General features: G+C 50.8%; 13 protein-coding genes and 1 riboswitch. Of the genes, 10 read left to right on the top strand and 3 right to left on the bottom strand.

Features of this window, described 5'->3' with window-relative positions; translation table 11 throughout:
- Positions 1 to 191 precede the first annotated feature (191 nt).
- Together GRF59_RS20245 and GRF59_RS20240 are read left to right on the top strand one after the other, a co-directional pair.
- Entirely contained in the window at positions 192 to 887 is a 696-nt protein-coding gene (locus GRF59_RS20245) for a hypothetical protein (protein WP_160499526.1), read from the top strand.
- Between the two features lie 37 nt (positions 888 to 924).
- The gene (locus GRF59_RS20240; RefSeq protein WP_160499525.1) at positions 925 to 2214 is read left to right on the top strand and encodes a polysaccharide deacetylase family protein; all 1290 of its coding nucleotides are present in this window, start codon (positions 925 to 927) and stop codon (positions 2212 to 2214) included.
- 28 nt (positions 2215 to 2242) lie between these two features.
- Here the strand turns inward: GRF59_RS20240 and GRF59_RS20235 are convergent, their stop codons facing one another.
- Together GRF59_RS20235 and GRF59_RS20230 are read right to left on the bottom strand one after the other, a co-directional pair.
- Positions 2243 to 2383, bottom strand: coding sequence for a hypothetical protein (locus GRF59_RS20235; protein ID WP_160499524.1), 141 nt, complete (start codon positions 2381 to 2383; stop codon positions 2243 to 2245).
- A gap of 37 nt (positions 2384 to 2420) precedes the next feature.
- Positions 2421 to 3356 carry a hypothetical protein gene (locus GRF59_RS20230; protein ID WP_160499523.1) on the bottom strand — a complete coding sequence of 312 codons (936 nt, stop codon included), beginning with the start codon at positions 3354 to 3356 and terminating at the stop codon, positions 2421 to 2423.
- A 470-nt stretch (positions 3357 to 3826) separates the two neighbouring features.
- Between GRF59_RS20230 and GRF59_RS20225 the strand changes: the two genes are divergently transcribed.
- The 7 genes from GRF59_RS20225 (at position 3827) to GRF59_RS20195 (ending at position 18605) form a co-directional block, all read left to right on the top strand.
- A complete protein-coding gene (locus GRF59_RS20225; protein ID WP_160499522.1) occupies positions 3827 to 5599 on the top strand; it encodes a vWA domain-containing protein in 1773 nt (590 codons plus the stop codon).
- Positions 5600 to 5724: 125 nt separating this feature from the next.
- A complete protein-coding gene (locus GRF59_RS20220; protein ID WP_160499521.1) occupies positions 5725 to 9114 on the top strand; it encodes a tubulin-like doman-containing protein in 3390 nt (1129 codons plus the stop codon).
- Positions 9115 to 9116: 2 nt separating this feature from the next.
- The gene (locus tag GRF59_RS20215) at positions 9117 to 11558 is read left to right on the top strand and encodes a transcription initiation factor TFIID (protein WP_160499520.1); all 2442 of its coding nucleotides are present in this window, start codon (positions 9117 to 9119) and stop codon (positions 11556 to 11558) included.
- A 43-nt stretch (positions 11559 to 11601) separates the two neighbouring features.
- Complete coding sequence (locus tag GRF59_RS20210; RefSeq protein ID WP_160499519.1) at positions 11602 to 12882, top strand: vWA domain-containing protein; 1281 nt, start codon at positions 11602 to 11604, stop codon at positions 12880 to 12882.
- A 20-nt stretch (positions 12883 to 12902) separates the two neighbouring features.
- Positions 12903 to 13547 (top strand): beta-mannanase, encoded by a 645-nt coding sequence (locus tag GRF59_RS20205; RefSeq protein ID WP_160499518.1) that lies wholly within the window; start codon positions 12903 to 12905, stop codon positions 13545 to 13547.
- A 649-nt stretch (positions 13548 to 14196) separates the two neighbouring features.
- Positions 14197 to 15459 carry a hypothetical protein gene (locus tag GRF59_RS20200; RefSeq protein WP_160499517.1) on the top strand — a complete coding sequence of 421 codons (1263 nt, stop codon included), beginning with the start codon at positions 14197 to 14199 and terminating at the stop codon, positions 15457 to 15459.
- Positions 15459 to 18605, top strand: a complete 3147-nt coding sequence (locus GRF59_RS20195; protein ID WP_237391957.1) for a GAP1-N2 domain-containing protein — start codon at positions 15459 to 15461, stop codon at positions 18603 to 18605. The genes GRF59_RS20200 and GRF59_RS20195 overlap by 1 nt, the downstream gene beginning before the upstream one ends.
- Positions 18606 to 18678: 73 nt before the next feature.
- Here the strand turns inward: GRF59_RS20195 and GRF59_RS20190 are convergent, their stop codons facing one another.
- On the bottom strand, positions 18679 to 19086 hold the full coding sequence (locus GRF59_RS20190; protein WP_160499515.1) for a VOC family protein: 408 nt from the start codon (positions 19084 to 19086) through the stop codon (positions 18679 to 18681).
- Positions 19087 to 19364: 278 nt separating this feature from the next.
- Positions 19365 to 19464: riboswitch (purine riboswitch) on the top strand.
- Positions 19465 to 19526: 62 nt separating this feature from the next.
- Between GRF59_RS20190 and GRF59_RS20185 the strand changes: the two genes are divergently transcribed.
- Entirely contained in the window at positions 19527 to 20957 is a 1431-nt protein-coding gene (locus GRF59_RS20185) for an NAD(P)/FAD-dependent oxidoreductase (protein WP_160499514.1), read from the top strand.
- Positions 20958 to 21095 lie beyond the last annotated feature (138 nt).

Here is a 21095-nt window from a genome sequence, read left to right as displayed (position 1 = left end):
TTATGGCCTCTTTAATAGGATTTGGACGCTGGGTCCAGACATAGATCTTGCTCTTGATCATGGTTTACCTCATTAATTCACTAAATTTCGCTCCGTTTATTCCGATAATAATAGAATGCAGTATTTTTCGCCGAGGCGTCAAATGCTAAACGATTCGACTTGATAAATTGATCAATGAGGAGACATGCATCATGAATGGCAAATCGATCCCCACGTATAAAACTAGAGGATGGCTTAAAAATATATTAAATACTCGCACGGGAACTGTACCTGAACCGCTCGAAGTCCAAGAAGATACGGATTCGGATGCCGTCAGCCTCGAAGCCTCTGCGGAAACGGACTATTCGTTGCTAGAGCAAGACAAAGCGGCGATGGACCTCATTGCCGCTGTCGAGAATATGCTCAATGACCGTCAGCTTGCTTCCTTGAAAAACAAGGATAACGAACAGCAGCTTCAAGGCGCCTTCGAATCGATGAACCGTCTTAAAAACGAGCTGAGTAAAAAGGAGCACTTTATCCTTGAGAAGGAAAAAGAATTCAGAAGCCTTGAAGACAAGCTGACGCATAAGCAGATGAGTTATGACCAGCTTCTCGAAGACTATAAAGAATATCAGAACTCTTCCAATTCCGGCATCGAGAACCTGAAGTATCAGTTAGAGAAAGAGCGGAATAAATACGTCAAGATTAACGAAGAGTTCTCGAACTATCAATATGAAAGCATGAAAAAGACCAAGGAACTGGAAGAAAAGATTCGAGATTTGGAAAGCGAGAACCAGCAGGTCGAGAGCCAACATCAAAAGGTTTTGGAAGAAAAGAACCATCTGCTGCAAACGATTGCGGATTTCACTGCGCGCATGAATTTCTCATTCACTCCTCCTTCGGAATAAAAGGCACACTTTTAAACGGAAAGGAGAGGTTGGTATCATGCTGCAATCCTATCTGACAAAATGGATCGAAATCCGGTCTATCGAAAAAAACGAATCCGGTGCTTGCTTGATGAACGTGGATTTCGTCAATGGACAATCGGCTGCTTTGATATGGAAAGTCGATTCCTTCACGGCGGATCATATCGATCATATATTGACAGAAGCAATAAGCCCGGATGTGAAATTCAGGCTCTCTTTTCTAAGCGAATGCAATCCCGTGGATAAGCAGTATTATGCTCAAATCACCGAGTATAGCAGACGCTCGAGCAGGGCGGTCAAGTTTGGTTGTTCCGAATCGTTCGCGAAGCAGCTTGGAGCCCTTAAGAAAATTAGCGATTTCAGTGAATTGAGAAATGTATCTTCTTTTATACATGAAGCGTCTGGCCCGAAGAAGAGCCAAGAGTTACAGGAGCCGGCTCAGGCGGCGGAACCCGCCGGGACGAGACGCAAACCCGGGACTTGGATTCAACTTGCTGCCGCTCTTCTTGCGGTTCCTCTATTGTTTTATCTTGCTTTTACAGGTTTCTCCCATATGAATGAGAAGGTGCTGGCTAATAAGGAACCAGCAAGTTCCTCTCCCTCATTGGAAGATCGGCAAGTCACTTTGATGGAGCAAGCGGAAAAGCGAATTCAGCCGATTGCCGCGGTAGTGCCGGCAGTGCCGCAGCCTACTCCTCTCAAGGAGGAAACACCCTTACCTGCGGCCGTCAATATGGATAAGAAGGTCAATTACAGTGTCCCGAAAAACTCGGTCGCGATCACCTTTGATGACGGACCGTCCAAATATACCAAAGGTATCGTTGATGTGTTAAGGGATTATCATGTTGGGGGAACGTTTTTTTTCGTCGGAACACAGGTGAGGAAATTCCCCGAATCGGTAAAATATGTGGACGACAACGGGTTTTCCATCGGCAATCATTCCATGACGCATCCCAATCTCCAGAAGCTGTCAGTGGACAAGCAAAAAGCGGAAATCGTCAACACCAGCACACTTATCGAGAAGATCACTTCAAAGCCTGTGGTTCTGCTTAGGCCGCCCTATGGTTCGATGAATGCTCATACCAAAGAAATTGCCGAATCCGCTCACATGAAAATCATGCTCTGGAACCGTGACCCGGAGGACTGGAAGTCCAAGAATGATGCGCAAAAGGTGCTCGGCTATCTCGAGCAAGCCCAAGCCGGCGGATCGGTGATCCTCTTACATGAATCCAAGGAAACGCTGGGGTTGCTGCCGACCCTTATCGAATATCTGCTGCAGCAGCAGGTGCAGATCGTCAATCTGATGTAGATCAAGCAGGCATGTTCATGTCTTGCGCTCAAACCGGATGCAATTCCTTATTTGTAAAAGAGACCTGGCCGCTGGCCAGGTCTCTTGCCATTCCCCGCCGCTTCCTTCCATCCATTTCAACAGACTTCATAAGAAAATTACGCAGGGTTTGCGCATGAATAATCGTCATATATTTATGGCCTCTTTAATAGAATTTGGACACATGCCTAATCCCAGTTTTGAAATTCGGGATCCCAGCGGTACTTTTCATTATAAATGGCCGAGACTTCGTCGCGCAGACCGTTCCAGGATTGATTCGGACTACGCCGTACCAGCTGGTACAACCGGAGATAGCGGTCTTTCGGAAGCTGACGGACATAACGGAGAATGAAATCGGGATAGGAATCCACGTATTTCTTCATCCGCACCGCAGCTCCCGCTACAGCCGCCAGAATACCGGCGCCGCCCTTCATTTGGAGTATTTGCCTTTCATGTAAGAGCACGTACCTGAGGGCAGTGCTCTTGATCAGCTCGCGTTTGACCTTGGCGAGTTCGCCGATATATTCCGCGAGGGCAGGCTCAAAGCCGTCCAGCATCAGTGATTCAAGCTCCAGCTCCATATCTTTGCGGAGCACGAACGTCTGAAGCAGCATGATCTGCTGCAGGCGAATCCGGTCATTGTGCACGATCGTGGCAATTTCCCGTAAAATTTCGTACCCAAGCTGCTCATCTTCCTTGATGGCGGCAGAAGCGGTGGTGAGATTCATATAGATTCCTTCGATGATCCGGCGGTCGCTGCTTCGCAGCAGCTTATCGAGCTGACGTCGTGTTTCGGATTCGATGACCCGCCGCTGAAACCACCATAGCAGCGCCGTCAGCGCAAAACCGCCAACGAGACAGAGGACGATCTGTAGAAAGGTTTGGCTGAACAACACGGCAGCAAGCGTGATCAGAAGGGCGATGAGCCGTTCGTTTTGCATGGACCGTTTGGCATTGAAGCGGGCCTGATCCATGACAGGAATCAGCGTATGCCTGCCGCAATTCGCGCATTTATCTTCCCAAAGCACGGTAAAAGAGCGGCAATGTTTGCAAACTCTTAACTTTTCATAGGCATGTTTCGTCTTATAATAGGGGCGCAGGCGCACCGGTTTCTTCTTATTCATGATGAATGTTCACCCCGCGGATTGGAAATGGCCAGAAGGGTCTCATCAAGATCCTCGGGTGTAGGAGCTTTCTTCTGCCTATTAAAGTAGATGGCGATTTTTATAACAACAAAGAGAAACAAAATGCCGAGGCATCCGTATGCAATGATCATCCGCAAGTTCCTTTCTGGTGGCAAAATGGCGGGTAAAAAGGGGCCGTAGGCCTTATTGACTAGAAGCGGTGCTTAAAGCGTGTCCGGGCCATCCTCATTGAACTTTGCCAGCTTTAATTATATCATAATATAAAAGTATTGGGAGTTTTTAGTCGGCTATGAGGAAGCGCGGCTAATCCATCTGGAAAAAGTTAAACATGCCTCTTACATGTAAATTTATCGTTTCTTAAGAATTTCTTAAGACCTTTTTCCTAGAATATAATGAAAGCTTATGAAAAAAATCAGTTCAATTCAATAGAGAAGGAGTTTCGAAAGCTTATGCTTCATAAAAATAAAATAGCACTCTGTCTTCTGATGGTTGTTTTGTTGCTTCTGCCCCTAGGCGGTCGGGGAGCCGCGGCCGCGCAGCAGTCTTCCCATATCGATGCCGTGTTGGTCATGGACGCAAGTAACTCCATGAAGGCCAGTGATCCGAACCAAATCAGCGGCGAAGCGATGAAAATGTTCATTGATATGCTGTCGACGCAAGGAGATAAGGTTGGTATCGTCTCCTACACCGATAAGATTCAACGGGAGAAGGCGTTGCTGGAAATCCAGTCCGATGCGGACAAAACCGATCTGAAACAATTTATCGACCAACTTGACCGCGGAGCGTACACGGATATATCCGTAGGCGTGAAGGAAGCAGTCAAGGTGCTGAAGCAGGGCGCCGAACAAGGGCATGAGCCGATGATCGTCGTTCTCGCGGACGGCAACAACGCGCTTGATCCGAAATCCGGCAGAACCCAGGCGCAGTCCGATCAGGAGCTAAGCCAATCGGTGCAGGAGGCGAAGGCCGCAGGCATTCCGATTTACACGATCGGTCTGAATTACGACGGCAAGCTGAACAAGAACGCATTGGCTCAACTGTCAGATAAGACCTCGGGCAAGTCTTTTTCGACCAGCTCGGCTGATGAGCTGCCGCAAATTCTGAGTGAAATTTTCGCAAGCCACCAGAAGCTGAAGATCGTGCCTGTGAGCGCGATCACGGCGAACGGAAGCTACCAGGAAGTCACGATTAATGTGCCAAATGCGAACGTGCTGGAAGCCAATATCTCGCTGATGTCCAGCAAGCCGGTGGATGTGAAGTTAATAGACCCGTCGGGCAAAAGCCAGCAAATCCCATCAGCGGACGTGCTGCTCTCCAAGTCAAAAACCTATTCTCTGATCAAGCTCCTGAAGCCGGATCAGGGCGACTGGAAGCTCCAGGTCAAGGGCGTTCCGAAGGATAAAATCGACATTAATCTGATCTTTAACTACGATCTTGAACTGGACATGGCTCCGCTGAAGTCGACCACCGTCAAGAAGGGCGACACGATCGACATCAATGCCTATCTCGTCAGCAATGGGCAGAAGCTGCAGAGTAATGGGCTTTACAATAACATGAACGCAAAGCTGATCGTCAAGGATCTGGATTCCGGCGACACGAAAGAAGTGAATCTCACCAACAAAGGAGATCATTTCGAAGGCTCCTACACCGTAGAAGCGAAGCATCAGTACGAGCTGAAGGCGCGCGCCGAGGACAAGAGCTTCTACCGGGAAACGAAGCCGGTGACCATCAATGCGAAAGCTGGGGCAGCAGGAAGCGCGCAAACCCCTGCGGCTGGAAAGGATGAAAAGAAACCTTTTCCAGTATGGCCCGTAGTGATTGGTGTCATTGCCTTGGCCGCAATAGCTGCCGCAGCCTACTTTATTCTGGGGGCGGTACGAAAAGCGAATAAAGGATTCGTTGGACAGATGGTCGTGGAAATCCGCGATGAGAATACCGGTGAGAAAACGTATCCGCAGTACAAGAAGTTGACGGCCTTCAAAGGCAAGTTCAACCTGCATCAGCTGCTCCAGCTGGCACCAGAGCTGAAGGAAACGGATAAAGTGATCTTTATGCCGGGCAAAAACGACCGGCTGCTGCTGAAGAACGGATCGGCCTGCATGATCGAAAAATCGGGCCGTGCGGTGGATGCATCCCGCGGAGCCGAGATCAAAAGCGGCGATCGTCTCAGCGTTTCGCTGCCGCAGGTGGATAAGACGATTTTGATTGAGTATTTGGTATAAATGTATGACAAAAAGCGAGAGTAGCGAAGAGGGCGGAATCGACCTGAAGTAGCGTCAGCGGCCACCCCGCTCACTGTCGAGACATTGGATATAAGAACCTAAAGATACTTTCAGGAGGGGAAACTATGAAACCGGTAGTAAGAGAACATATACAGCAGTTGGATGTATCGCTGGGCGGAGGCATCGTCAGCGAGAAGATCCGCGTCGACACGATCGACAATCCGATTCTGATCATTGGCCTTGGAGGTACGGGGATTGACGCGCTGCTGCGCCTGAAATATCAGATCAACCGCCGTTTCAAGCTGCCGGAGGACCCACTTTCCAAGAAGAAAATGGAGAAGCCGGCCAACGTGGAGTTTCTGGCCTTCGAAACGAACGAGCAGGACAAAAACAAACGTTATAAAGGTGTTGGACTGGACTCCATCAACGAGTTTGTGCTTCTCTCGAACGCCGAAATCGGCGGCTTGCTGCAGAATCGCAGCATTCTGGAGCCTTACATTACAGACTGGCTGTCACCGGAACTGAGCATCACCGACGGGATGAACGGCGCGGCTGGCGTGCGTCAGGCGGGACGCCTGCTGCTGTTCACGAAGATCAATCAGGTCGTGCAGGCCATCGATAAAAAGATCAAAACATTGTCCGTAGGCACCAACAAAAAGCTGATGGTGTTCCTGCTGACCGGCCTCTCCGGAGGTACGGGCAGCGGCTGTTTCTTGGACATCGCCTATATCGTGCGCGGCATTATCGAACGCGACCACGGCTCGGCAGGGATTGACCGCGTCAATACGCTCGGCTACTTGTTTACGCCGGACGTGAACTTGTCGAACAAGAGTCTGAGCGAGCATACGCGCGAATACATTAAGAAAAACGGCTATGCCGCGCTCAAAGAACTTGACTATTGGATGAACGTCGACGCCCGTAGTGAGCGCTTCAAGCAGCAGTACGGCAACATCCTGTCGGTGAACTCACCGCTTCCACCGTTTAATCTGTGCCATTTGATTTCGGCAACGAACACAGAAGGCAAGCTGCTGGAAAATGCGTACGACTACTGCATGAACGTGACCGCAGAGAATATTACGAACTTTATGGCCAGCGAGGAAAAACAGTCGGGCGAAGAATTCGCCATCCACGATTATATCAGCAACATCCGGACGAATATCGCGCAGATGAATAAGGCGTATCCGGCCAACTATGATTACAACATTATCGGTGCATCCTCCGCGGTGCTGCCGATTGAGGAAATGACGACCTTTCTGGCGTTCCGCCTGTTCGGCAAAATGGAAACCATGTTCGAGAAGGCGCCAAACCAGGAGGACGTCGAGAAATTTGCCCGCAAGCTGGGCATCGATCTGGACACGATGATGAAAACCTTCGAGTCCCGCGTGCCTGAACCACTGCCGGGGTATCAGAACAGCGAGCGTTTGAGCTATACCAACGTGGTGAAAAACCAGGTCATCAACATGGACACGGAGCTGGAACAGAACTTCCTTGCGCGTGCTCGTGAAGAATACATCAAGGCGAAGAAGCAGCTGCCGGGCGAAATCGTGGAGCAGTTCAGCGACCAGATTCGCCGGATCTTCCTGCATCCGGAGCAAGGCCCGTTTTACGTATCGCGCCTCTTGTATACGGAGAAGGGCTTCTGCCTCCTGAAAATGCTGCTGTCCTACATCGAGACGCTGCGCGAGAATTTGACCCGCATCCCGCGTGATATCGAAGCGGCCAGGGAGCAGGCGAACGACCGTCTTGGCGACGCGAAAAGCGCTTTTGTATCAAAGGACAAAAAGAAGAATGTCTACATTGAGGCTAAAATCAATGAATACTGGCTGATGGCGGACGTGGAACGCACTGAGCAAATGATCGAGTTTTACGAGGATCTGTACGATCTGTTGAATCAGGAAAACAACCGCATTTATAACGTATATACCGAAATACTGAATGCACTGAACGCGATCTTCGCCAAAAACGGGGACATCCTCCTTAGCGGTGAAGAGCAGCAGGATCATAAGGGCAACAAAACGTATTACTGGAATATCGTCAGCGTACCGGACATCTCCAAGGTTATTAACAAAATGATGGAGCAAAAGGACGTAGAGGATCTGATCCGTGATTTTGCCCAGGAACTGCTCCGGCATTCCAATCAGTGGATTAAGGAACAGGAAATTGACATCGTCAGCTCGATTTCCGACTTCCTGACCGAGAAATTCGGCGATTTGATCACCAAGTCGATGGAGGATTTCTTGATCATGAAATTTGGACAGGAGGAATCCATCGAGAAGTTCGTGGAACGGAATATCGCGAGCAAGCTGGATGAGGAAGCGGTGCCGGTATTCCATTTAAGCAACAGCGCGGGTAATCTGTACTTTCCTTCATGGGGCTTTGTATCTGTACCGGTTCAAGCTCCAAGCATCCTGAAGGGGATCCGGAACTACCAGAACAATTCGGTGGGTAAGTCGCATTTTACGGTGAAGGAAAGCGAAGTGAAGAACCGCATATTCTGGCTCAATACGAAAAACGGGGTACCGCTCTTCGTGTATACGCCGCTAAAGGTTTTTGAAGAAAGCTATGAACGCACGATTCTGGACAAGGAAGGCATCGGACGCCACTTGGTGCAAACCGACCGTGCCAACTGGACCTATCTGCCTTCGCCGATTCCGGAAAAATCCTGGGGTGAAACCTACCTCAACCCGCGGGTTCAAAGCTACAATGCCCGTGTTCGTGCGGAATTCGAACAGGCACTGGCGTACAAGGTCATCGTACAGAAGGATATCGACCAAAATACGAGCAACCGCTACGCGGTCATCCATACCAAACCGTTTGACTTGAACGATGTTTTGCGTGCTTACGATATGCAGCTTACCGCAGCCAAACCGAATCTGGGAGAGGTGAAGCGTGCAGCAACCGAGCTGAAGCGTCTGCTGGAAGGCGGTCTGGAAAAAGAGAGTACGAAAGATATTTTTGGAAGTATCAACGAAGATCTGGCGAAGGAGAATCTGATTCGTTCACCGGAACAAATTACGCGCGTGCGCGCCGAGCTGGCGAAATATCAGGTCATTGCTTCCAAGCTGCAGGAGCTTGAGCAGATTATCAGCCAAAATCAGGACGAAGAGAAGTGGCTGGACCATTTCATCGAAGCGATGTACACAGGCACGATTACGAAGAAAGGTGCGTTGTATGTCTACGACCGCGATCCGGAAGAAGATTCATGGGAGCCGTTCGCCAATCTCATGAAGAGCGTCAACTACGTCGAGTACGAAGTCTACAAGCACTTCCGCGTACTGGATGAGAAGAGCCGGAGCACGCTGCTGCGCAAGGCTTCCCGCCGCGATAACGAGCTGACGGCGACCGAGGATATTTCTTCGCTGCTAGCCAAGCTGGAGGAGCTGGCTGAGACGTTCCTTGATGCGCGTGACCGCTTGGAGTACGAGAAGGTGGAGCTGGCAGATGGGGAAGAACGCCATCAGTTCTACAAGCAGGTGTCTTCCAAGTTAAATGACATTCGCAGAAGGTTGAAATAATCATGGATCAATTATTGGAACGGTTCGCCGCAAACTATGCCGCCGATCAGGATCAGCTGTCGGGTAAGGGAGATGACCAGAGCAGCATCCATTACCCGGCCGTGTTTCTCTTCATCGGCGACAAGTCGGCGGGTGCGATCGAACCCATGATGAGCATTAACCATAAAAAATGGGATAACAGCGCCGGCGTCATGTATTTTCATGTCGGGACCGGTGCGCCAGACCGGAATGTTTCTGGAATAGGAGCATCCGAGCAGCCGCGCTCGAAGGTCGGGGCAGCGCAGTCCGGTCCGGGAACTCCTGATACGGAGCAGCGGCTCAGCCGTTTCGTGATGAGATCAGCACCGGCTGAGAGTGATGTCAAAACGCTGCGTAAGGAGCTGTATCAATCCTTCTATCGGGATGAGGAACAGCTCTATGGCCTTAACCGGGCGCTGCGGCAGCTTAGTTACGATATAGCGGATTACGGTAGACTGTATTCATCGTTTGATCGTATTCATCTTTCTGTCATTACGCGGGTCGACGACCCGCTTAATGTGTTCATACCGGAAGTTTCGCTCTTGGCGCAGTCCATTTTCAGCCAGTCCTTCAAATCCGTGCAGATGGATTTGTATGTGCTGATCAGCGAACGGGACCAAATGGAGGCTTTCGGCTATGGAAGCTCGGCAGGGGTTGCCTTTTTAAGAGAGGTGGAGCTGATGCAAAGCCCCGACTACAGCTTTTCTGCAAAGCTGCATGTCACAGAGGACGGATTATCCATTCCCGTGACGCATCAGCCAGCCCCTTTGTTTGATTTGGCATACGTGCTTTCCGACAAAAATGAGCGTGGTATTTCCGCGCAAGGCGGCATGCAAGGCAATTACGAGATTATCTGTCATCTTAGCCTGCTCAAGAACCGCAAGCAGAAGGACAGCCATTACGACATGAACACCGGAGGCTATAACAACACCTCCTTCAAAAATAACATCATGACCGAATCCGGTCGGCAGGGTTATGTTTCCGCCGGATTCTCGCGCGTGAAGCGGCCGAATGAATCGATTGCCCTTGCGGTGCTGTATCACTTTTACAGCGGACTGCTGCAGCGTATGAAAAGACTGCCGGACTGGGGCATGAAGGAGAAGGTGTCTTTCTTCGGCCTTGATCCGGCTTCCGTGTCGGAGCGGGCAGCGAAGCTTGTTCCGGATAGCGGCAAAATCGCCGAAATGACCGGAATGATGACGCATCCGGTAAGTTATGGCTCATTGAAACGCATGACGCTGCATGAGGCGGAAGAAGCGCTGTTCGCTGGAGGCTGCGAGGCATATTTTCAGAGCAATTACGTACAGGAATCGATGCATAAACTGCAGCGGCTGGAAGCCGGTGATGAACTGCGGGCATGGATCCGGGGCCGTATCGGTGAGCCGTCCGGCGTAGGCATTTTTGCAGTTGCGGATTGGACGGATGAGAAAAGCGGCACAGGCAGTATCATTGAAGCCGTTCAAAGTCGTATACGGGATCTCGCGGGACATCTGGATTCTGAAAGATCGCAGCTTGCGGTTTATTATGAGGAACGAGTAGAAGAGCAGCCCTTTACGAAACGCCCACTGATGGAAAAACATAACGTCCGCAGCTTTATCCGCTATTTCTTCGAAACGGTGTATCAGCGCAAGCTCGAGATCCTTCTGATCGAAACGGAGCTTAAGCTGTATCGCCGTTACGAGGCGGAGCTTGTGCGTATTCACGAGGAGTATAAACATCAGGCATCGGAGCTTATCAATCTGCAGGACACGCTGCTCGGCGCAGCTCGTGCGAGCATTTGTACCGCTGATGATTACATCGGCCAGAACATCATGGAGTACTACGGAGTGGTCACGGAGGAATGGATGCGTGAGCTCGAATCCCGGCGCGGTGAGGGTGTCTTTTTCGAAGAACGGTTTATGGGCAACTTCACAGAGCTTCTGGATCATGGCCGGACACGCATATTGGAGCGGCTCGTCGAGGTGTGCCGGAAAGAACTGCTGGAAGCGGAAGCTTTGGATCAGACCTTTGAAGAAGAACTGTTAAACCGTGCCAATGTCACAACGGATTACAACAACAGGCAGGTCTTGTCGAAGGAAGAACTGTTCAAGAAGCTGTACCGGACCCTTGAAGACCATGCGGTCATCAATGTACGCCTTCTGGAATATACGCAGGAGCACCGCTATGAAGAGAAGTATTTCTTCGGCGACGCGGAAAGTGAATTTATCCGGTATGCATCGTCTGCAGACGAAACCTCCCGCATATACAAGCTGGGTGTCGTCCATGAGAAACGCAGCAGCGGGGTCGAGAAGCTGAACATCATGGGCGGGTTTCATCTGGAGGATTTGATGTATTACCGAAATGGCAGAGTCTACTACGAGACGTACGTCCAGAACGGCTATGAATTTCACGGCATTGAGGCAGGACGGCTGCCGGAGCTAAGGTAGAAAAAAATAGCTCCAATCCCATTTTGGAAAGGAAGCATGTTATATGCAGCGAAAATTGAATTTGCTCCTGCTGCTCTTCAGTCTGATCGGGGGTGCCGTCGGCTTTGCCATCGGGGAGGTCATTCTGGACAAGTGGGGCGGCGATTGGCCCTGGATCATCGTGATCGGTTTGTATTTTGGCCTGCTGGCCTTGTTTATCGGGCTAGGTTGCCTGGTGGCGGAGATTGTGTCACCGCGTCTGAATGGTCCATCCTGGAGACAACGTTATACGGGGACCTCGTGGAAGCTGCTGGTTCCTGCCACGCTGGTGATGGTGTTTGTTGCTGGTCTGGCGCTGGAGTTTGTGTACGAAATCAATGCCGGCGGATCGAAGCCGATTAAGGATATTGCGCTTGTCATTGATAACTCCGGCAGCATGCAGGAGACCGATCCGGACGACGGACGCTACGCTGCTGCCAAGGATATGATCAATCGGATGGATAACGATAATCGGGTGGCTGTTATGGTCTTCAATGATCAAACGAATCTGTTGCAGCCTTTTATGAAGGTTCAAAACCAGGCGGCAAAGGATAAAGTAACGGGCGAGATTGACGCGCTCGAAGCCACAGATGGCGGTACCGATATCAGCCTAGCATTGTCGGATACGATGAAGCATATTCAGGACGAAGGCGATGCGGGACGCGGAACCATGGTCGTACTGCTATCGGACGGCTTCAGTGATGTTGACCTGAATTCGGCGCTTGCGCTGTATAAGCAAAAGAATGTTCAGGTGAACACGATCGGACTCAGCCTTGTGCAGTCGGACGGTTCGACCTTGCTGAAGTCCATCGCGCAGGAAACGGGCGGTCAGTATTACGATGTGCAGAATGCCGGCGATTTGTCGGTGATATTTCAGAAAATCTACAAGGATGCAGGCGAGCGTACGCTTGTGACTGAGCGGACGGGGCCACAGCAAAACAGCATCGTCTATCTGATCCTTCGTGTGGCGTCTTTGGCTTTGATCGGCGCAGCCATCGGCCTGGCACTGGGGCTTATCTTTGATAACCGCTATCTGGCCCGCAGTTTTGGGGTAGGCGGCGCTGTTTCCGGTTTGCTTGCGGGATTGTTGCTGGAGTTCGGATTATCCGGCGGTAGCACGCGCGATGCGGTCATCCGCCTTTTGTCCTGCCTGGTGCTTGCCGGTGTGCTGGCGCTGTTCACGGCTGTCATACCGGTTAAAGAGAACGGCAAGCTTGAGAGCGGACTGCAGCGCCCCGGTTCAGCCGGCCGCTCGCAGACTGGAATATCAGGACGCTCCAAGGATAACAGCAGCAGAGGATTTTAACATGGGAGGCGAATGAAGGAATGCGGTTTATTGATGCGGATATCAGCTCACTGCTCATTCGCGGTTTGACCCATCAGCTGGATGGTGACCGCTGTACGCTCCGCTGGCGTTGGCCGGAGGATATTACGGCGGTTTACATTGAGCGAAGCATGGCTGGGGAAGAGCCGATGCCGGATACGAAAAGGCCCGACATGAGCCGGTTGAAGCTGTACACCCGTAATGAATATAAAGCTGCCAATGGCTATCATGACCGTATCGACGGTGTCGGCAGGGTTATCTATACCATATATGCGTCCACCGAAACGGAGGACGGCCCGGCGCTGATCCGCCAGCATGACGGGCAGAACCGGAAGGAATTCAGCACTGGCAAAGCCAAGGTGTGGTTCTCCATTCGGCAGAAGAGCGGCTTGTTCCAGAAGTACAAATCGGTACAGATCAAAGTCACGACGGAAATTCCCATTCCGAAAGAAGCATTGTGCTACGTGAAGAAGGAAGGCAGCTATCCGGCGAATAAGGATGACGGTACGATGTATCCTTTTGTGACGGATTTTGAAGCGGGACGGAACGTACTGCCTGTCATTGAGGTGGGCAAAAACGATTATGTGCGGCTGTTCTTTACCGACGGGAAAAGGTATGGGCAGGTGTATGAGCTGGTGCCGGAGTGAGCGTTGCTTCTGTTGAAATCGTGTTATCGGAATGAATTGGAAGGTAATAACACGATTTCAAAGGAAGCGCGTAAACTCTTCGGGAATTTACATTCCACTTGGTATGATGAAAGAGAACTAGGCTGATCCAGAGTTAGTTTTTGGGATGTGCGGGGTGGACAACATTGGAAGCTTCATCTGTAAGTCTTAGATTTGCAGAAGGCTCTGAGAGCGGTTTTAGTAGAGAATACGAGCAGCTTTGCGAGAGATTTTTCTTTTTCGGAAGTATAACTAGCTGGAAAGAGTCCTTAGAAAGGGACGTTAAATCTAACGGATGAGCCCATAAATACACATAGTTGTGTGTTCGTAGAAATCATCCTTGTGTCCACTCAACTATTGTCTAACGAGCCGGTTAACAAAACTCGTTCCAGAATGAATACAACAAATGCATAGTATAGCGGAGGGGACGGAATCGTTCTGAAGAAGCGTTAGCGTTCGCCTAAAAGCAGGAAAGCTTGCTTCGGAAGCATAAGCTTTGTCTCCGGGATTCTGGAGTCTACCTTTAGGAAATAGTCCAAGGAACCCGGAGACAACAGCGATCGGAAGAACGATCCTTCACCGCAGCGGCTTTCTATGCCATAACCCGAAGCAAAGGGGGAAGAAAGAAACCATGGGCATTTTTAATATGTTTAAAAAGAAACCAATCGACGAGCCAAGGCCGCCTTTTTACGATATTGTGTGTCCGTACTGCTTCAGCAAATTCGCTCCGTACGAGGTTGTGTTCCGCGCGGCGCACAGCCGTGAAGATGACGAGGATTACGCGCTTCAGGAAGATGAACCGCTGAATCGCTACCGCGAGCGCTTTGGCCTCGACTCGGTGTATGATATGGAAGCTATTTTGCGTCCAACCGACATTCCTGAGGAGCATCATATTTATTCCGATCAAGTATTAGTTGGATTGAATGACCGTTACGGCGTGGTAACACGGCATCGATTATGTCCAAGATGCCATAATGAGCTGCCGGTCACGTCCGGCAAGGTGCCAAGCAATATCATTTCCATCATCGGCGCCTCGCAAGTGGGGAAATCCGTGTATATGACCTCGCTGATCCATACGCTGCAGCATTCGACGGCAGATCATTTCAACGCAGCTTGCATGCCACTGAACGCGGAGATCAGCCGTAAATTCCGCTCGATGTACGAAGAGCCGCTGTTTGAGCGCGGAGATCTGCTCGCTTCGACGCAGAAGGAACGGATGCAGGAGCCTTTCATTTTCCAATTCGTCTTCAAGGACGAGACGAAGCCGCCGCTTACGCTGGTCTTCTTCGATGTTGCCGGCGAGGGCATGGTTGACGAGGATTATCTTGGCCTGCACGGACAGCATATCAAGAACTCCGCAGGGATTCTGTTTATGGTTGATCCGCTGCAAATCCGCTCTATCCGCGATAAAATCCGCATTCAAATGGGCGATGAACCGGGTGAATGGGTATCGCAGTATGACGAACCGCGCGACGTGGTGCTGACAATGTTCGGTGACTTTATCGCCTATGAGGATAAGGGGAAAACGGATATTCCTACCGCAATTGTTCTGACCAAAAGCGATATGCTCCACTCTCTGAAGGATGAGGACGGCGAATACATCAAGTCGAACAGCAACGTGTTTAACAATATGGTGCACCGAAAAGCGATGGATTTGACTGAGTTTGAAAATATCGACGGCGAAATCCGCCGCTTCATCGAAAAGGTGGACCGTCCGTTTAAAGGTACGATGGATGTGTACTTCTCCGATACGGCTTACTTTGCGGTATCCGCGCTCGGCAGCAATCCGGTGAACCAGAAAATGCAGTCCGTCGTTAGCCCGATCCGCGTCGACGAGCCGTTTATCTGGCTGATGTACAAGCTGAAGTATATTGAGGGGAGAGACGAAGCGTGATGTTGACCCCATACAAAGTCCAGCAGCAGATGTATACGCGTGAGCGGCACGGTATCTTCCGTTCGACGGAAGGTTTTGACACGATTGCGCGCTCACCGGGACTGGATCCTGCTTACATCAAAAAAGTGCTGCACCCCTATTGCCAGTATGATGCACCGGCAGAACTTATGGCACGTACAGAAAAAGAAGGATTGGAGTACCCGGATGCGCTGCATGTGATCCACACGGAATCCGGCGAAACCATCGTGGGCAGGAGCGTGTACCAGCCGGCGGATTTTACCGGGCTGCGAAGCGCCTTTTTTACCCATAACTATGTCATTCCAGCAGACTACAAAGACTCCCCGGAAACGGATTACCGTGCTTGGCTGAATGCCGCCTTTGCCGAAAAGTATGATCTTGAGCAGGGGATGGAGATTCCGGAGTTGACTTCGATTCCATCGAAGGACCGGGGCGGCAGTCTCGATCGTGAGCAGGCGCTGGGCCTGTTGCAGGAGCTGAAGATCGATGAACAGGTGTTCAAGCAGCTGCTGTTTGCAGCCATGGCCTCCGTAGCCGGCAAGAAAAAAGTATATATTGTACTTGATGTAGAAATTGAGCAGCTGTCCGACAAGGCCAAGGAGCTGCTTGCACTGCTTTTTGCCAGTCTTCCTTACGGTATCCGCCGCCAGCTGGGATTTCTGACCTACGCGAAGGAGCCGCAGAGCAAGAAGGGTATTCAGATCATGTTCGTCGAGAAGGGGAGCCTTCGTCTGAATGACCGCAGCATCGAGAAGGACTTTCTGTTCGAGCTGGCGGCAGGCCGGGTGTTTAATGCGGAGCTGGATTGGGACGATCAGCCGTATCTCGATTTTGCCTGGGATGCCTTGGGCAATCCGGAGCGGGCCGAACGATTTTACCAGTTTGCAGTTCAAATGCTTAAAGACATGGAGCCAATCCGTCAAATTGCAATTGCCAGCTACCACGAGCTTGCGGTGTTGTTCCAGCTTGAAGAGGGCAATATGAAGCTGTATGAGCCGAATAAACAGGTTGTGCTGCGCAGCATGCTCGATTACTTGGCGCCAGCCGGGGCGCTTTCAACCAAAATGCGTATGAATGATCTCTTTTTGGCGGGCTTTGATCTGGAATTTGACCGCGTTAAGCAAGGGGAGATCCCGGAGCCTGAGGTCATGGAAAGCATCAAGGACTATTACCAGATCGATAAGAAGCATAGCGAACGTAAGATCGTCGAGTATTTCATCCGGACGTTAAACAATGCGATCTCCAAGAACCGCAGGGATCTGCTCTCGTCCATTTATGCGATGATTGATAGCGAGCCGGAACTCAGCCGGGCTTTTTTCGGCAAAGTGCTCGCAAGTCCGGGACTACCGCAACTGTTGTTTGATCCATACATCGAGAATCGGCTGAAAAAAGCACCGAAGGCGCGAGATATCGTCGATTTGCTGAACCGCTGGGTCGTTTCCCATCCGGTCGTGCTGGAAAGTGAATTTTTCACCAAGGTCGCGGAAGCGCAGCTGGCAGACAAGCTCCGCAAAGAGGCGGAACCGGTCAAGGCAGTCAATCAGGTGCTGGACCAGCTGGATGAACTGGATCGGGATCGGCATCATGGCTTCGCTCTGGTAGAGGGAGGCTCGCTGTTCGTGGACAGGCTGATGTATGCCGCGAACCTGTTCCTGTTGAAGGATATCCAGGTGGACAAACTAACCAAAGAACAGCTGCTTCAGATCGGCTTCCTCAACACGCCGAAGGAGTTCCGCTCATGGGTATCCCGGTTTGATGCACGCACGCGATCCAAAGGGGAAGTCATGCTCGCAGCGCACAAGTGGTTCTCCAGTCCGCATCCTGATCTATCCATGCTGAAGGGACTCTCACCTGCTGAACGGGACGAGGTGCAGCAGCTTGGACAAAAATGGCTTCGCACGGAAATCGGTCCGTCCCGTTTCGAGAGCATTACGCTGGCCTTCTGCTATGACGTGGATACGGAGGCCGTAGATTACAACGGTCTGATGGACTTCCTGCACAGGCATTCTCCACATCAGGAAACGATATACGAGTTTATCCAGTGGTCGGCGTCGCAGCCTGCATTCGTACGGCCGCGCGGTCTTGTGCCTGCATATGCGACAGCCATCGTAAACTATTTTAAAAATAATGATCCTAGCGCATTTAAAAATAAAGATCATGTCCGGAAATACTTCGATACGGCCGCTCCGGCACTGAAGCCGGTTTATGCCCAAGTGCGAAGCGAACTGTCATCGCCGTTGGTCAAATTTCTTAGGGGGAACCCGAGGGTGTTCAGACTCAGTTCCGTCCTGATGCTGGCGATCGTGGTTATCGGAGGCATGCTTCTCGTCATCAAAGCTAATGGCGGATTCGTCAAAGAAACGCCAAAACCGCCAGTGGAGGCGACGAATCCACCGATGACTACTGCGCCGCCGACAGAGCCGGAAGTTGTAAAAGAAGTGCCGGTGCTGACGTCAAAGACGCTGAAAAATGCCGACAAAACCCGGGTTACGCAGTTGGTGTTCCACTTCAAGCAGCCTGCATACTGTCGTGACTTCAAGGCAGATGAAGTGACGATTATGGGGAAAGACGGCAATATTATATTGGAAATTCCTACGCCTCAGTTTGCTCATCAATGCGCAGCTGATCCGGTTCAGGACCAGGATGCAAATACGGGTAACGATGCAGCAGCGGGAACCAATGGCAGCGGAGCTGCTGATGGTTCGACTGGCAGCGCCGGAACGGAGGATAGCCCGGATAAAAACGGTACAGCGGGAGCCGGGACCACAGATGGTACAGCATCTGAAGGAGCCTCTACAGGAAATGGAACTGCGGGTACCGATACAAACGGGACTACAGGCAGCAGCGGCACCCAAGACGACACAGCAGCTGGTGACGTTGATGGAGCGGAGGCCTATACCAGTACGGTAACTCTCAAGCTTATCAAGAAGCTTGATTTGACCAAGGTGGATAAGGTGCTCGTGGATAATATACCGTACACGATTATACCGGAAGATCAGCTTGGGAAGACGCCGCCACCGGCAGACGCGCAGAATAATACGCAGAGCGACGCCGATGGCGGCAGCGGAATCCAGGACAATACGCAAGGCAGTGACACAAACGGCAACCAGGATACCGGAAAAAAATAATGCGATATTTCCCGAATACAAAGAGTGTCCCTCATCCGGAAAACGGAGAGGGACACTCTTTTTTGGGTCTATCTTAAGCTTTCATCTGAGGCGAATGGGGATGCAGCTCCATGAACTCAATCCGGTTGCCGTCGGGGTCCTTGGCCCAGCACTGCCAGTTATGATCTTTGCCCTGCATAGGCTCGACGTCCAGCACCACGCCCGATGCTCTCAGATGATCAGCGATTTTCTCGATGCTGTCAACTTCTAGGCACAGGTGGGAGAAGCCAATCGGATGTTCAACGCGTCCTGGTTTATTTTGGGCGCCGTAAAAGAGTTCGATAAACTGGCCCTCGGTGACTTTGATGTACTCAATCCAGGGATTGCCTTGATCACTTTCGATAGAAAATGCATGTTTAAAGCCGAGTATGCCGCAGTAGAAATGTAAGGACTGCTCCATGTCGGCCACGTCAAATGCCAGATGCCCGATTCGTTTGATCACTGGGATTACCTCCTATGGATTTCCGCGTTAGACAGCGGTGTAGTTAATGATAACGCCTTCATCGTAATCAGGGATGGAATAACTTTCAATATAAATCAGCGTTTGGGAGGAGGATCAGAGGCTATAGGAAAGTCATGGTGTGATTATAACATTCGGATTTAGGTACATTTATATCATAATTATTAAAAATAAATGCTGATATATATTGAAAAAGCGAATTATTTTTATATAATATGTTGACACATTCGTGTTCGTCCGATAAAATTACCTGTGTTGTTAGTCATATAAAGATCATTGTTCGTATATCCTCATTGATATGGTTTGAGGGTTTCTACAAGAGACCGTAAATCTCTGGCTACGAATAGGCTGCTTTTGGCATACCTATTCTACGGGTCAGGGATTTTTTTGTGCAAACTACTCAATTTTTCAGGAGGGTCACGATGAACAAATATGATGTCATTGTCGTTGGAGCCGGTCCGGCCGGCATTTTCGCCTGTTATGAATTTGCGCTGAAGGCACCTCATCTCAAAGTGCTGCTGGTGGACAAAGGGCATGATATTTACCGCCGCAGTTGTCCGATATTGGAGGACAAAATCAAGTTGTGTCCGCCTGCAGGAGGCCGGAAGGAGTTTGCCGGGTGCATGCCCGCATGCTCGATTACGGCCGGTTTTGGCGGTGCAGGTGCATACAGTGACGGCAAATTCAACATTACGACCGAATTCGGCGGTTGGCTGACGGATTATTTATCGCCATCTATGGTTATCGACCTCATCCGTTATGTGGATGCGCTAAATTTGGAGCATGGGGCAACAACAAACATTACCGACCCGACAACGGATGTCATCCGCAATATAGAGCAGCGCGGTTATGCTGCCGGACTGAAGCTGTTGCGGGCACAAGTGCGGCATCTTGGAACAGAGCAGAATCTGGAGATCCTGAAATCCATCTATGAATATTTGAAAACGCGCATCGATATGATGTTTAAGGCCGAAGTCGAAGATATGATCACGACCAAAGACGGCAGCACGCATACGGTTCACGGCATTGTCCTGAAGAACGGGGAGACCTACGAAGCGGACCGCGTGATGATCGCGCCGGGAAGGGACGGTTCCGGCTGGCTCACCTCGATTCTCAAGAAGCGCCGCCTGAAAATGTATAACAACCAGGTGGATGTGGGCGTTCGGGTGGAAACGTCGGATGTGGTCATGCGTGAAATCAACGAGCATCTATACGAAGGAAAGTTTATTTTCAACACGTCGGTGGGAACGCGGGTTAGAACCTTTTGCAGCAATCCATCCGGTCATGTCGTGGTGGAGAACCATACCGGCGCGATGGCGGCCAACGGCCACTCCTTCAAGGACCCGGCGCTGGGCTCCTCCAATACGAACTTTGCCCTGCTGGTGTCGCATAAGTTCACGGAGCCCTTCGACAAACCGAATGAATATGCGCGCGAAATATGCAAAAGAGCCAATGACTTGTCGAATGGCGGCATCATCGTGCAGAAGTACGGGGATATCCTGCGCGGCAGACGTTCCACGGAATCTCGCATCCGCGAGGGATTCTTGGAGCCGACGCTGAAGGAGGCGGTGCCGGGGGATCTGGGACTGGTGCTGCCTTACAACACGATGAAGAGCCTGGTTGAAATGATGCAGGCGCTGGATCAGGTGACGCCGGGAATTGCTTCGGAACATACATTGTTTTATGGCGTAGAGGCAAAATTCTATTCGGCTCGTCCGAAGCTGTCGGAGACGCTGGAGACGGAAATCCGCGGACTTTACTGCGGCGGCGACGGAGCGGGAATTACGCGCGGGCTGGCGCAGGCGGGTGCAGCGGGTGTCTGGATTGCCCGCGGGATCATAGATTCGCTTTAATCAATATAAATAACATGAAGAATCATAAACGGAAAGTCCGCTTGGAGCCAAGCGGGCTTTTTATCATGAACTGAAACGATCGTTTTTTGTCGTTAAACGCAGCATTCTGGACCCGGTTGGCGGAAGAAACAAACTTTA

This window comes from Paenibacillus dendrobii (assembly GCF_009807035.1).
Classification (GTDB): Bacteria; Bacillota; Bacilli; order Paenibacillales; family Paenibacillaceae; genus Paenibacillus_AQ; species Paenibacillus_AQ dendrobii.
Note: the sequence above shows the minus strand (reverse complement) of the source record. Positions and strands in the feature narration are given on the sequence as shown.

Excerpts from the sequence above, each read along its gene's own strand:
- GRF59_RS20230 (WP_160499523.1), bottom strand. The coding sequence starts at position 3,356 with ATGAATAAGAAGAAACCGGTGCGCCTGCGCCCCTATTATAAGACGAAA.
- GRF59_RS20220 (WP_160499521.1), top strand. The coding sequence starts at position 5,725 with ATGAAACCGGTAGTAAGAGAACATATACAGCAGTTGGATGTATCGCTG.
- GRF59_RS20245 (WP_160499526.1), top strand. The coding sequence starts at position 192 with ATGAATGGCAAATCGATCCCCACGTATAAAACTAGAGGATGGCTTAAA.
- GRF59_RS20205 (WP_160499518.1), top strand. The coding sequence starts at position 12,903 with ATGCGGTTTATTGATGCGGATATCAGCTCACTGCTCATTCGCGGTTTG.
- GRF59_RS20235 (WP_160499524.1), bottom strand. The coding sequence starts at position 2,383 with ATGACGATTATTCATGCGCAAACCCTGCGTAATTTTCTTATGAAGTCT.
- GRF59_RS20185 (WP_160499514.1), top strand. The coding sequence starts at position 19,527 with ATGAACAAATATGATGTCATTGTCGTTGGAGCCGGTCCGGCCGGCATT.
- GRF59_RS20200 (WP_160499517.1), top strand. The coding sequence starts at position 14,197 with ATGGGCATTTTTAATATGTTTAAAAAGAAACCAATCGACGAGCCAAGG.
- GRF59_RS20210 (WP_160499519.1), top strand. The coding sequence starts at position 11,602 with ATGCAGCGAAAATTGAATTTGCTCCTGCTGCTCTTCAGTCTGATCGGG.
- GRF59_RS20240 (WP_160499525.1), top strand. The coding sequence starts at position 925 with ATGCTGCAATCCTATCTGACAAAATGGATCGAAATCCGGTCTATCGAA.
- GRF59_RS20225 (WP_160499522.1), top strand. The coding sequence starts at position 3,827 with ATGCTTCATAAAAATAAAATAGCACTCTGTCTTCTGATGGTTGTTTTG.
- GRF59_RS20215 (WP_160499520.1), top strand. The coding sequence starts at position 9,117 with ATGGATCAATTATTGGAACGGTTCGCCGCAAACTATGCCGCCGATCAG.
- GRF59_RS20195 (WP_237391957.1), top strand. The coding sequence starts at position 15,459 with ATGTTGACCCCATACAAAGTCCAGCAGCAGATGTATACGCGTGAGCGG.